The 11,207-nt window shown below is 63.4% G+C and carries 15 protein-coding genes; all 15 read right to left on the reverse strand.

Going from position 1 to position 11,207, the window contains the following annotated elements; genetic code table 11:
* Nucleotides 1-55 precede the first annotated feature (55 nt).
* The 15 genes from ACWGPT_RS19015 to ACWGPT_RS19085 all read right to left on the reverse strand — a co-directional run bounded on the left by ACWGPT_RS19015 (nt 56) and on the right by ACWGPT_RS19085 (nt 11,194).
* Nucleotides 56-1,252 (reverse strand): flagellin N-terminal helical domain-containing protein, encoded by a 1,197-nt coding sequence (locus ACWGPT_RS19015; protein WP_452607208.1) that lies wholly within the window; start codon nt 1,250-1,252, stop codon nt 56-58.
* A gap of 213 nt (nt 1,253-1,465) precedes the next feature.
* Nucleotides 1,466-2,203 carry a flagellar type III secretion system pore protein FliP gene (gene fliP / locus ACWGPT_RS19020; RefSeq protein ID WP_452607209.1) on the reverse strand — a complete coding sequence of 246 codons (738 nt, stop codon included), beginning with the start codon at nt 2,201-2,203 and terminating at the stop codon, nt 1,466-1,468.
* Nucleotides 2,204-2,312: 109 nt separating this feature from the next.
* Nucleotides 2,313-2,810, reverse strand: a complete 498-nt coding sequence (locus tag ACWGPT_RS19025) for a flagellar basal body-associated FliL family protein (RefSeq protein ID WP_452607210.1) — start codon at nt 2,808-2,810, stop codon at nt 2,313-2,315.
* 27 nt (nt 2,811-2,837) lie between these two features.
* Nucleotides 2,838-3,557: a flagellar basal body L-ring protein FlgH gene (gene flgH, locus ACWGPT_RS19030; RefSeq protein WP_452607211.1), complete on the reverse strand. Its 720-nt coding sequence runs from the start codon at nt 3,555-3,557 to the stop codon at nt 2,838-2,840.
* Nucleotides 3,554-4,087 (reverse strand): MotE family protein, encoded by a 534-nt coding sequence (locus tag ACWGPT_RS19035; RefSeq protein ID WP_452607212.1) that lies wholly within the window; start codon nt 4,085-4,087, stop codon nt 3,554-3,556. Before ACWGPT_RS19035 ends, flgH begins: the two co-directional genes overlap by 4 nt.
* Nucleotides 4,084-5,208: a flagellar basal body P-ring protein FlgI gene (locus ACWGPT_RS19040; protein ID WP_452607213.1), complete on the reverse strand. Its 1,125-nt coding sequence runs from the start codon at nt 5,206-5,208 to the stop codon at nt 4,084-4,086. The genes ACWGPT_RS19035 and ACWGPT_RS19040 overlap by 4 nt, the downstream gene beginning before the upstream one ends.
* The gene (flgA, locus tag ACWGPT_RS19045; RefSeq protein WP_452607214.1) at nt 5,205-5,687 is read right to left on the reverse strand and encodes a flagellar basal body P-ring formation chaperone FlgA; all 483 of its coding nucleotides are present in this window, start codon (nt 5,685-5,687) and stop codon (nt 5,205-5,207) included. Before flgA ends, ACWGPT_RS19040 begins: the two co-directional genes overlap by 4 nt.
* An 18-nt stretch (nt 5,688-5,705) precedes the next feature.
* Complete coding sequence (gene flgG, locus ACWGPT_RS19050) at nt 5,706-6,494, reverse strand: flagellar basal-body rod protein FlgG (RefSeq protein ID WP_452607215.1); 789 nt, start codon at nt 6,492-6,494, stop codon at nt 5,706-5,708.
* An 18-nt stretch (nt 6,495-6,512) separates the two neighbouring features.
* Nucleotides 6,513-6,839, reverse strand: a complete 327-nt coding sequence (locus tag ACWGPT_RS19055; RefSeq protein ID WP_452607216.1) for a flagellar hook-basal body complex protein FliE — start codon at nt 6,837-6,839, stop codon at nt 6,513-6,515.
* Nucleotides 6,836-7,255 carry a flagellar basal body rod protein FlgC gene (gene flgC / locus ACWGPT_RS19060; RefSeq protein ID WP_452607217.1) on the reverse strand — a complete coding sequence of 140 codons (420 nt, stop codon included), beginning with the start codon at nt 7,253-7,255 and terminating at the stop codon, nt 6,836-6,838. Before flgC ends, ACWGPT_RS19055 begins: the two co-directional genes overlap by 4 nt.
* Before the next feature lie 4 nt (nt 7,256-7,259).
* Nucleotides 7,260-7,646, reverse strand: coding sequence for a flagellar basal body rod protein FlgB (flgB, locus tag ACWGPT_RS19065; RefSeq protein ID WP_452607218.1), 387 nt, complete (start codon nt 7,644-7,646; stop codon nt 7,260-7,262).
* Nucleotides 7,647-7,699: 53 nt separating this feature from the next.
* Nucleotides 7,700-8,266, reverse strand: a complete 567-nt coding sequence (locus ACWGPT_RS19070) for a flagellar protein (protein ID WP_452607219.1) — start codon at nt 8,264-8,266, stop codon at nt 7,700-7,702.
* Nucleotides 8,267-8,269: 3 nt separating this feature from the next.
* Nucleotides 8,270-9,667, reverse strand: a complete 1,398-nt coding sequence (gene fliI, locus ACWGPT_RS19075; RefSeq protein ID WP_452607220.1) for a flagellar protein export ATPase FliI — start codon at nt 9,665-9,667, stop codon at nt 8,270-8,272.
* A gap of 14 nt (nt 9,668-9,681) precedes the next feature.
* Complete coding sequence (gene flgF, locus ACWGPT_RS19080; RefSeq protein WP_452607221.1) at nt 9,682-10,416, reverse strand: flagellar basal-body rod protein FlgF; 735 nt, start codon at nt 10,414-10,416, stop codon at nt 9,682-9,684.
* 1 nt (nt 10,417) lies between these two features.
* The gene (locus ACWGPT_RS19085) at nt 10,418-11,194 is read right to left on the reverse strand and encodes a DUF1217 domain-containing protein (RefSeq protein ID WP_452607222.1); all 777 of its coding nucleotides are present in this window, start codon (nt 11,192-11,194) and stop codon (nt 10,418-10,420) included.
* Nucleotides 11,195-11,207: the final 13 nt, after the last annotated feature.

An 11,207-nucleotide genomic window follows, 5' to 3' on the forward strand; every position in this document is an offset into this window, starting at 1 on the left:
CACCCGTTTCCGGGTGCGGCCTTCACAAGGTTCGTGAGTGTAAAACGCGGTCCGATTAACGGAAGAGCGTCAGGATGCTCTGCGAGTCGGAGTTGGCGATCGACAGGGCCTGGATGGCCAGCTGCTGCTGGGTCTGCAGGGCCTTGAGGCGAGTCGACTCCTCGTTCATGTCCGCATCGACCAGGCGGCCGACCCCCTTGGAGATCGCAGCCGTCAGGTTGGCGACGAACTCTTCCTGCATGTCGATACGCATGGAGATCGAGCCGAGCGAAGCGGCGGCGCTGGTCATGTCGCTCAGAGCCTTGTCGACGCCCGAGATCAGGTTGTCCAGCTGCGCGCCGTTCATGCCGTTGATGTCGATATCCTTGATGGAGCTCGGCGCTGCAACGGCAGTGTTCGGAGCGGCGGCGGTGTCGATACCGTAGTAGGTACCGCCTTCGTCGTGCACGACTTCCTGGCCCGTGCCGGTAACGTCTTCTGCCAGTACCCAGTTGCTTTCGTCGATCTTGACGTAGAACGAGCCGTTGGCCTCAGCCAGCTGCGTCGTCTTGCCATTAACGGTGTTGGTCGTGAAGACAGCGTCGTCGGCGATCAGTTCGTCGATGCCGTAGGCACCCACGGTGAACTCCTTCGCCACGCCGTCGACGTTGACCTTGACGGTGACGCTCTTCTGCGAGACGTCATAGGTCTTGTCGAGGATGCCGTTGTTGCCGGCAGCGCTGGTGTCGTAGAGTACCGTGCTGGAGTCGAGCTGGTAGTCGATCTTCTTCACGGAGACGTTGTTGTCGGAGTCGCGAACGAACGAGGCGACGACAGACTTGGTCACGCCAGCGCCGGTTGCGTCAGCCTTCAGCCAGTTTTCGCCGTTGAAGGAGGCTGCCGAAGCGATCGATTCCAGCTGACCCTTAAGCTGGTCGATTTCTTCCTGGATCTTTGCCTTGTCGACGCCGTCTTCGGTCGCGGCAACCAGCTTGGCCTTGATTTCCTTGACGACTTCAATCGCGGAATTCATACCGGCATAGGCGGTATCGACCTTGGCGGCGCCGAGGCCCAGGGCGTCCGAAACGGATTCAAGCGCCATGTTGTCGGAGCGCATCGTGGTCGCGATCGACCAGTAAGCGGCGTTATCGGACGCGCCACCGACGCGGAAGCCCGACGAAATGCGAGCCGAGGTCTCTTCGAGGTTGCTGGAGATCGAACGCAGCGTCGACAGAGCGGCCATTGCGTTGTTGTTGGTGAGTACACTCGTCATAATTCTTGTCCCTTTGACAAAATACTAATGGGGGACATACCGGCTAGGATTCCCGTCCGGTCACTACGGTCCGGCTTCATGCCACTCGGTGCCGCATCTTGGCTACCAAACCCGTCGTGTGAGGACGAAATTCGCAGCCAAATATTGCCAACTTCTTAAGTTCGGCGGGGCGCCAAAGTCGTTGGTAAACGGACGGTTAACGGGCCGCGAAAATCAGGCAAACGAGCGGACGAGACTGCCCACGAGCAGGTTCCAGCCGTCGATGAGCACGAAGAACAAAATCTTGAAGGGCAGCGAGATCGAGGTGGGGGGGAGCATCATCATGCCCATGGCCATTGTGATGGCCGCGACCACCATGTCGATGACCAGGAAGGGCAGGATGATCAGGAAGCCGATCTCGAAGCCCCTGCGGATTTCCGACAGCATGAAGGCCGGGATCAGGACGCGATAGTCGATCTGGTCGCCCGTCCGGACGTCCTGGCCGCGCTCCTGTGCGAGATCGACGAAGAGAGCGAGATCCTTGTCGCGCGTGTTGGCGCTCATGAAGGTACGGAAGGGCTCGGCGATCCGCTGCACGGCCTCCGCTTCCTGGATCTGGTTCTCCAGAAGAGGCTGCACCCCCTCGTTCCAGGCTCGATCGAAGGTCGGCGCCATGACGTAGAAGGTCATGAACAGCGCCAGCGAGATCAGCACGAGGTTGGAGGGTGCCGTGGCCAGCCCCATGCCGGAGCGGAGGATGGAGAAGGCGATGACGAAGCGCGGAAAGCTCGTCACCATGATGAGGATGCCCGGGGCGATCGACAGGACGGTCAGGAGCCCGAACGTGCGGATGATCCAGGCCGCGGCCGAGCCGTCGACCGGCAGGTTCAGGAGATCCGCGGGAGATTGCTGCGCAAAGGCGAGGCCGGGCACCGCCGTCATGGCCACGAGCAGGAAGATCAGCCGAATCATGCGATCACGAGGGTTCTGGACATCAACCTTCGATAGCCAGCCCATGCAATCGAGGTCAACCGCGCGCACGGCTCATCCCCTGTTATCGACGAGGCTGCGCCGCATCGGTCTACTCGATGACCAGCGTCCGAAGCATGAGCCTCGACACCTTGCCCTGCGAGCGTAGCGCGACGCGTTCCTGGAGGTCATCTCGCAGGTACTGGAACCCGCGCGGCCCCTCGATCTGCTGCAGCGAGACAGTTCGCACATAGGCGAGGATATCCTGGTGGATTTCCTCCGCGAGAGGCAGTTCCGGCGGACCGTTGAAGGCAAGCGCGACCTCGAGCCGGATCCAGTTTTCCGAAGGATATGCGAGGTTGGTGGTGATGGGGTCGAGAAGTACCACGCCGTTCGCTTCGGTGGCGATCTTCGGAATGCCCTCGTCCTTGCCGGCCGCCTCGCCTTGCGGCGCTGCGGCCTCTTCGACGCCCGGGACGGCCGGAGCGATCATCCCGCCCAGCATCCAGCCCCCGCCTGCCCCGAGAAGGGTGAGGCCGGCCACGCCGCCGATCAGTAGGTAGAGCGACTTCTTCCTGTTCGGCCCTTCTGCGGACTGTGATTCATCCATCGTCGCGTTCCATGCTCATATCCACGCTCAGAAGGGCGAGAAGAGATCGACCACCTGCTGGCCAACCGGCGGCTGCTGGACTTCCGTGAGGCGGCCGCGACCACCGTAGGAAATGCGGGCCTCGGCGATCCGCTCGTAGGAGATCGTGTTGTCGGCATTCACGTCCTGCGGGCGGACGATACCGGCGACGTTCAGGATGCGGATCTCGTGGTTGACGCGAACCTCCTGCGAGCCGCTGATCAGCAGGTTGCCGTTCTCCAGGATGCCGGTGACAACGGCCGCGACGAGCAGCTTCAGCCTCTCGGAACGTTCGGTCGAACCCTTACCGTTGGAGTTCGAACTGGAATCGGTCCCCAGTGCGCCGCTCGTGCCGGTGTCGGTGCTGAAGCCCAGGAAGTTCGAGATCTCGGCGCCCCATTCCAGGCTGGTGCCGTTGGTGCGGCTGCGCTCGGTCTCGTTGTCGAAGGACGCCCGATCGTTGATCTGGATGTCGACGGTGAGAATGTCGCCGACGTTCAGCGCGCGCGCATCCTTGAAGAGCGCCGACTGGGAATCGCTCCACAGCGAGTAGCCGTTGGAAAGCTGCCGCGGCTGCTTGGGATATGATGCCATCTGCGGGGCGGACGCGTATTGCAGGCCGCTGCCGATAGGGCTCATGGAAGGCGCGTTGCCGATTTCCTTGACGGTCTGGCTCTGGCATCCCGCAAGCAGGAGGACGGCCACGAGAGCTGAGAGGCGCTTCATCATGAGGGTTCTTTCGAGGTATTGGGATCGGATGCGCTGGCGATGATCGTGGCGATCAATCCCGCCTTCTGGGGGTCCATTTCACTGAGAACGAGACCGGACTGCCGCGCGGGAAGCTTCATGATGATGGCCGCGGCCACTTCGAGTTTCATCTCCTCCAACTGCGGGGCCGCAGCGTCGGCCTTCATCGTCTTGAAGATCTCGACAAGGCCTGCCTCGGCACGCACGAGGAAGTCGTTGCGGCGCTTCAGCCAGTCCTCGTATTCGGCCTTGCGGCTTTCGAGGACCGCGATGCGCGCATCGACGTCGGACTGCAGCTGTTCAAGCTCCTGCTTCTGCAACAGGTAGCGCTGGTCCCTGGCGGCGTCGGCGATGTTGGTGCAGAACTGACGGATCTCGTCCTGGCTCGCGCTGCTGAGGGTGGGCGCCGGCTCCTGCGCGTTGACCTGCGGGACGGCCAGAAGGACGGCGCCGGCCAGGAGCACCTTGCCAAGGGACGGGCGGATGCCGCAAGATTTCTTTGCCTCGGTCATTGCAGGACGAGCTCCGCTTGAAGTGCTCCGGCTGACTTGATGCCCTGCAGGATAGCGATGATACCGTCGGGCTTGACGCCGATGTTGTTGAGGCCGGCGACGAGCGTGCGAAGATCGGGGCCATCGAGGATGGCGACCTGGCCGCCCTCCTTCATGGTCATGATGTCCGTCTCCGGCTGGACCGCGGTCACCCCTCGCGAGAAGGGCTCCGGCTGGATGATCTGGGGGGTTTCCGTCACCTGGACCGTCAGCGTGCCGTAGCTTACTGCGACGCGCGAAATCCGCACATCGGAACCGATCACGATCGTGCCGGTCCGTTCGTTGATGACGACCTTGGCGGGCGTGTCCGTCTTGACGATCAGGTTCTCGATCTCGGCCATCAGGCGCGTCAGGTCGGCAGCCTTCGGCTTTGCGATGATCACTTCCTGGCTATCGCGGGCCTCGGCGATCGGGCCGCCATAGCGCTGTCCCGCGAAGACGTTGACCGCGTCCGCCATGCGGACGGCGGTCGAGAAGTCGGGATTGCGCAGTTGCAGCACGAGGTTGACCGCGTCCTTGAAGCGGGACGGCAGTTCGCGCTCGATGATCGCGCCATTCGGGACGCGGCCGGCGGTTGCTACGCCCTCCGTCAGCGTCGCGGCTTCGCCCTGGGCGGAGAAACCCGAAACGATGACCGCCCCCTGGGCGACGGCATAGATCTGCCCGTCGGCGCCGGAAAGCGACGTCATCACGAGCGTGCCGCCGCGCAACGACGTCGCATCTCCCAGCGAACTGACGTTGACGTCCAGACGGCTGCCGGGGCTTGCGAAGGGCGGCAGGTTCGCCGTCACCATGACGGCGGCGATGTTCTTGGCGTTCGACTGGCCGCCCTGGGTGGAGATGCCGAGGTTCTGCAGCATCGCCCGCATCGACTGGTCGGTGAAGGGTGAACTGCGAAGGCTGTCGCCGCTGCCCTGCAGGCCAACGACCAGCCCATAGCCGATCAGCTGGTTGTCGCGGCCCGACTGCAGCGAGGCGATGTCCTTGATGCGGGCGGCGTCCGCCATGGCCGAGGGGGCCGCCGCGGAGAATGCGGCAATCGCCGTCAGCACCAGAGCCAGTATCCAGCGAGCCTGTCTCATCGCGCCATCACCTGTATTGTCCCGTCGCCCATGATCGTTCCGCTGACGATGACGCCGGAATCCGTGTTTCGCACCCGGATCAGGTCTCCGACCGATCCGTCCTGGAGGGGCATGCCGGCCGCCGAGATCATCATGTTGCCGATGCTGAAGGAGAGCCTGACCGATGAGCCGCGACGCACCGCATAGGGCTCGCGCAGCCCGGAAAGGGCGATGGTGCGGCCGGGCAGCAGGGTCCTCGTGCTGACCATGCCGCTCACCTCCTCGACGCTGCGCGCATAGCCGCCGGAAAGGTTCGGATTGGTCACGTCGACCTCTTCCACCGCGGCGCGCGAAATCTCCTCGCCCGGGTAGATGATCTGCTTCGGCACGACGGCGGTGCCCATGTTCGCGGCGGCGGCAGCTGTCATTGCCAACAGCATTGCGGCAGCCCACGGGAAAACCTTCCCGTCGATGATCCTCATACTGCGGCGAAACATCATGTCTGCCCTTCCCGCTGATTACTTCAGGTTCTTGCTGACGATGGAGGCCATCTCATCCGCCGTGGTGATCACCTTGGAGTTCATCTCGTAGGCGCGCTGCGCCGAGATGAGGTCGGTGATCTCCTTCACAGCATCGACGTTGGACGCTTCCAGATAGCCCTGCTTCACGTAGCCGAAGCCCGGATCTTCCGGCACGGCCACGATCGGCTCGCCGGACGCCGGGGTCTGCGAGAAGAGGTTGTCGCCGAGCGGCTGCAGGCCGGCCTCGTTCACGAAGTTGGCGATGGTGATCTGGCCGATTTCCTGGAACTCGGTCGCGTTGCCGATGCGGACGTTCACCTGGCCGGTCCGGCTGATGACGGTTTCGCTGACATCCGGCGGGAAGATGATGTTCGGAACGACCGAATAGCCATCGATGGTGACGAGCTGTCCCTCGGCATTGGTGTTGAACGCGCCCGCACGGGTGTACATGGTCGTGCCGTCGGGGGATTCGATCTGGAACCAGCCGCGGCCGACCAGCGAGAGGTCGAGGCTGTTTTCGGTATGCGTCAGCTGGCCCTGCGTGTGGATGTTGCGCACGGCGGCGGTCTGGACGCCGAGACCGATATTGGCACCTTCCGGGACGATTGCCTGGTTGGCGCGGTTCGGCACGCCCTGCGCGCGCTCGGTCTGGTAGAGCAGGTCCGAAAACTCGGCGCGGGCGCGCTTGTAGCCGGTAGTGTTGATGTTCGCGATGTTGTTGGCGATGACCTCAAGATTGGTCTGCTGGGCATCCATGCCCGTCGCTGCTACGGCTAGCGCTCTCATGTCCTGGTCTCCGCTCCGTTAGATCGGCATCTTGGTGATTTCGAGATAGGCGTTCACGATCTTGTCGCGCAGCGCGATCGCCGCATTCAGCGACTGCTGAGCCTGCAGGACCGCATCCACCACTTCACGCGTGCTGGCCGTGCCCTGGATGCCCTCGAAGGATTTGGCCTCCGCAACCTTCAGGCTGTTCATGGTGTCCGTCGCCATGCCGCCGAGAACGCTGGCGAAGTTCATGCCGGTATTCTCGCCGGGAGACACCGAACCGTTGAGGGAGCTCGTCTCGACCAGTTCCTTGAGGTCGCGCGTCGGCGACAGCGAGCTTATCTGGGTAATTTTATCGATCATTGTCCGCTCTTCAGAAGGTCGAGGGTCGCGGCAACGAGTTCCCGCGTCTGCTTGATGGTCTGCAGATTTGCGTCATAGGTCCGGTTGGCCTCGCGCATGTCCGCCATCTCGATCAGCATGTTGACGTTCGGCATCTTCACCATGCCGCGAGCGTCCGCCGCCGGGTGGTTGGGGTCGTATTCCTCGACGAAATCGGACGCGTCGGTCCCGAGCTTCTTCACCCGCACCAGTTCGACGTCCGCGGCGCGATCGAGCTCCGCACCGAAGGTGATCGTCTTGCGCCGGTATGGGTCGGCGCCGGGGGTGTCGCCCGAGGAGCGGGCGTTGGCGATATTCTCTGAAACTATTCGCAGGCGGGTCGCCTGGGCCTCAAGGCCCGACCCCGCGATCTTGGAAGCGGCTGAAAGCGGATCCATTGCTTTACCTTCTTACCGTCATGAGCATCATGCTATGGAAAGACTTCACGAGGCTCGTGCTGAGCTCGTACTGTCGCTTGATCTCCCCGGTCTTAGAGAGTTCTTCGGAAAGGGCGACCGTGTTGCCGGACTCCTGCAGGCCGATCTCGTTGTTCAGGTCCTTTTCGCTGACCTCGATATCCTGGGAGTAACGGCTGGCGGCCAGGTGACCCGGATGGGTCCGGGCCATGCTGCCCTGGGTCTCGGCCAGGACGGCATTGAACGGCGTGATGTCCTTGGCTCGGAATTCGGGCGTATTGGCATTGGCGATGTTGGTCGCCACGACCTCCTGACGGACCGAAAGCCATTCAGCCTGCCGGGACGCGAGCGCGAATAGTTGAATCGGTTGCATAGGGCTTCTCCATCGTTCTGCCTGGAGAATATGCAGGTAATCTTGCGTGGGACTTACGGACGCGCCGTGCCCTGATCCTCGTAGATTTCGCCGGACGATGTGACGATCGCCCATCTGCCGTCGCGCTGTTCGATACGGGCGAGCTTGCTGTTGTCGGGCAGGATCGAACCTACCCGCACCATGTACATGCCGGCGCCGTCCTCGATCAGCGCGCGGCCATTGGTGACATGCAACAGCCGGAACGAACTCTTCCCGGGGAAGGGCTGGATCTCGAGCAGCCTTCCGCGTTCCTCCTCGTCCCCCAGGGCCGAGGTCGTTGCGGTGGTAAGGCTATCTACGGGTTCGGGCGCCGGCACCTCGTCGTCGTCCGAGTTGTCCACCATCGCGAGCGGCGAGACGCTCATCACGTTGCGCGGCTGGCCCGGAGGGAGATCGCGCGTGTGCTCGAAGGTCGGGGTGCGGATACCGAACTTCTCCCCGTTGAGGAAGACATACCAGGGAAAAAGCGCCGAAGCCGCGGCAAGCGCGATACCGGTTGCCGTCAGGACACGGTCCCCGAGGCGGCGCCCGTCCTTGCGGGGACGATGCAGGTCCATTTCCGAAGTGTCTATTCCCGCCATCGCTTACCCTCTCTGTCTCGTCGCCGGCTGCCCCTGCCCGGCCGCATTGCGCAGCGCGGTCGCAAGCTCGGCGTATGCGTCGGTCGACGACGGTTCACCCGGCGTCTGCTTCAGCACCTCGTAGATTACCGGCACCTGCTTGATCGCCATGTCGAGGTCCGGATCGCTGCCGGCGCGATATCCGCCGATGAGCCTAAGGTCGCGCGTCTCCTCGTAGCGGTGAATGAGCGTCTTCAGGCGGGAGACCAGCTTCTCCTGGTCCGGCGTCCACGCCTTGCGGGCAAGACGCGAGATCGAGGCGAGCGGATTGATCGGCGGATACCGCCCCTCCTCCGCGAGGCTCCTGTCTAGGACGAGGTGACCGTCGAGAATGCCGCGGGTGGAATCGGCGATCGGATCGTTATGGTTGTCCCCGTCGACGAGAATGGAGATGATGGCCGTCACCGTACCCGCGCCTTCGGCCCCGGGCCCTGCCCGTTCCAGCAGCCGCGGCAGTTCCGTGAAGACGGATGCCGGATAGCCCCGGGCGATCGGCGGCTCGCCGGACGCCACCGCGACCTCGCGGATCGCGTGGGCGAAGCGGGTCACGCTGTCGACAATGAAGAGAACGTTGTCGCCCTGATCGCGGAAATGCTCGGCGATGGTCACGGCGACGAGCGGCGCCATCTTGCGCAGCATCGGGCTTTCGTCGCTGGTCGCGACGACGGCAATCGCCTTCGCCATGTGCTCGCCCATCGTATCCTCGATGAACTCCCGCACTTCGCGACCGCGTTCCCCGACGAGCGCGATGACGACCTTGTCGAAGGCATCCGCCCGCGACAGCATCGACAGAAGCGTGGATTTACCGACGCCCGAACCCGCAAAGACACCCAGCCGCTGGCCGAGGCACAGCGGCGAGAAGATATCCACGGCGCGCACGCCGGTCATGAACCCCTGCTCGACGCGACTGCGGGTCATCGACGGCGGGGCAGTGCTGGAGATGGAACGCTTGACGCGCCCCTTGACCATCGGCCCGCGACCATCGATCGGATCGCCGAGGGCGTTGATCGTGCGCCCGCACCAGCTGTCGTCCGGCGCAACCCGGAAGGCGCCCTTGCGGATCACCGTATCTCCTATGCCGATCGGCTCGCCGGGTTCGATCGGACAGACATAGACCACATCAGGCTCGACCCGGACCACCTCCCCGAGATGGATGCCGGTCGCGCTGCGATGGGCAACGAATTCCCCCAGCCGCACGTGCCGGGAGAGGCCAGCGACGGTGTAGTGCCCCGCGGCGATCGTGCGCACATGTCCGCCATGGGCCACCGAATTGGCCGGATTGGCGTAGCGTTCAGAGATCTCGGCAAGCTGCGCCAGCTTTCCGCCCCTGACCGTCTGCAGGATGGCTGCCTGGTCAAACATCGGTTTTCGGCCCCTTACCGGCTACCGCCGAGCGTCCTTATGGCTTCGTCGAAGGAACTTTCCGTATCCCGCAGCATCGCGGAGATCCCCTCGAATGCACGGTTCACCTGGATCAGCTGCGTCATCTCGCGAATGCCGTTGACGTTCGATCCCTCGACATATCCCTGAACCACGGCGACGTTGAAGTCGTCGACGACGGCCTGCGGATCCTGGACGGGAATGATCCCGCTATTGTCCGCGCGCAGGAACCCCTGCGACAGGTCGGCGGTAAACAATCCGAGCGTCGCGATCGGCTGGTCGTCCTGGGTGATGCTGCCGTCGGCGCCGACGGTCGGCGGTCCGCCGTTGCGGTTGAGCTGGATCGGCGCGCCACCGGCATCGAGAACCGGATGCCCCATGATCGAGACGAGTTCACCGGTTTCGAGCATCGTGAAACGCCCGTCCTTGGTCAGCACCTGGCCCGCGGGCGTGTCGAGGGTGAAATAGGCGTCGCCCTTGATGGCGAAGTCGAGCGTGTTTCCGGTCTGCTGCATCTGCCCTTGGCGGGTCGACAGATAGTCGTTGCCCTGCGTGACGAACGCGACCTTGGCATTCAGTTCGTTGCGGGTGTGGCTCAGCACCTCGTCGAACTTCACCTCGGTCGAGCGGAAGCCGACCGTGTTCATGTTGGCCATGTTGTCGGCGATGGTGTTCAGCCGGCGCTCCAGCGCGACCTGCGAGGAAATTCCGACGTAAAGTCCGGATTGCATATCATTTGCCTCCGAGTTTCAGCGAATTGATCGAGATGAGAAGGTCCGCCGAGATTCCCTGAGTGGAGGGCGTGAAGAGCGAGACCACGGAACCCGGGTCACTGGAGTTCTCCACTTCCCACAGGGCCGCGAACCGTTCGAGAAGCTTCGAGACCTTGGCCGGGTCCTGGAAGTCTGCGATGTCCATCGAATCCTCGATGAACTCCGCCTGGCGGTCGATGTCCATGGCCGCAGCCTCGTCCGGTACTTGAAGGACGGTGCGGATCACCTCGGCGAGCGCATCGTCGGCCAGGATCTCCATGGCGGATTTGACGGAAGGGGCCATCCGCTCGAAGTAGAGCGCGAGGCGGACGCCGGGGTTGTCTGCGCCAGCCTCCTCTTCCAGCGTCTGGCGCTGGTAGCGATCGACGACGCCCTTGCGCGCCTTGTCGGACGCGGTGGCGTCGGCGCCATGTGCATTAAAGTCGAAGGTCTCCGCGAGGGCGGCATAGCGGCCGTCGGCCAGCTTGCGCGCGAATGCCTCGCTGTCGGCGACCCCTTCGGTCAGCACCTTGCGGATGAAGGCCTTTGCATAGGCCATGTCCTCCAGCCCGTGGGCCTTGAGGGCGTAGTTGTAGATGCGGCCATCGGCCATGAAGTCGTCGACCGATTTTATCTTGCCGATATTGGCGAGGTAATATTCGGTCTCGCGCGCCACATCCGGCTTCTCGGCGACACGCGCCAGCGAGCTCGGCAGGTCCCTGCTGATCATCGCATAGCTGGCATAGGTCGTGATCATGGCGGATCCCCCA

The sequence above is a fragment of the Pseudorhizobium sp. NPDC055634 genome, from assembly GCF_053618655.1.

What these genes read in the sequence shown, in the direction of transcription:
- ACWGPT_RS19015 (WP_452607208.1), bottom strand. Translation starts at nt 1,252, where the DNA reads ATGACGAGTGTACTCACCAACAACAACGCAATGGCCGCTCTGTCGACG.
- fliP (WP_452607209.1), bottom strand. Translation starts at nt 2,203, where the DNA reads ATGATTCGGCTGATCTTCCTGCTCGTGGCCATGACGGCGGTGCCCGGC.
- ACWGPT_RS19025 (WP_452607210.1), bottom strand. Translation starts at nt 2,810, where the DNA reads ATGGATGAATCACAGTCCGCAGAAGGGCCGAACAGGAAGAAGTCGCTC.
- flgH (WP_452607211.1), bottom strand. Translation starts at nt 3,557, where the DNA reads ATGATGAAGCGCCTCTCAGCTCTCGTGGCCGTCCTCCTGCTTGCGGGA.
- ACWGPT_RS19035 (WP_452607212.1), bottom strand. Translation starts at nt 4,087, where the DNA reads ATGACCGAGGCAAAGAAATCTTGCGGCATCCGCCCGTCCCTTGGCAAG.
- ACWGPT_RS19040 (WP_452607213.1), bottom strand. Translation starts at nt 5,208, where the DNA reads ATGAGACAGGCTCGCTGGATACTGGCTCTGGTGCTGACGGCGATTGCC.
- flgA (WP_452607214.1), bottom strand. Translation starts at nt 5,687, where the DNA reads ATGATGTTTCGCCGCAGTATGAGGATCATCGACGGGAAGGTTTTCCCG.
- flgG (WP_452607215.1), bottom strand. Translation starts at nt 6,494, where the DNA reads ATGAGAGCGCTAGCCGTAGCAGCGACGGGCATGGATGCCCAGCAGACC.
- ACWGPT_RS19055 (WP_452607216.1), bottom strand. Translation starts at nt 6,839, where the DNA reads ATGATCGATAAAATTACCCAGATAAGCTCGCTGTCGCCGACGCGCGAC.
- flgC (WP_452607217.1), bottom strand. Translation starts at nt 7,255, where the DNA reads ATGGATCCGCTTTCAGCCGCTTCCAAGATCGCGGGGTCGGGCCTTGAG.
- flgB (WP_452607218.1), bottom strand. Translation starts at nt 7,646, where the DNA reads ATGCAACCGATTCAACTATTCGCGCTCGCGTCCCGGCAGGCTGAATGG.
- ACWGPT_RS19070 (WP_452607219.1), bottom strand. Translation starts at nt 8,266, where the DNA reads ATGGCGGGAATAGACACTTCGGAAATGGACCTGCATCGTCCCCGCAAG.
- fliI (WP_452607220.1), bottom strand. Translation starts at nt 9,667, where the DNA reads ATGTTTGACCAGGCAGCCATCCTGCAGACGGTCAGGGGCGGAAAGCTG.
- flgF (WP_452607221.1), bottom strand. Translation starts at nt 10,416, where the DNA reads ATGCAATCCGGACTTTACGTCGGAATTTCCTCGCAGGTCGCGCTGGAG.
- ACWGPT_RS19085 (WP_452607222.1), bottom strand. Translation starts at nt 11,194, where the DNA reads ATGATCACGACCTATGCCAGCTATGCGATGATCAGCAGGGACCTGCCG.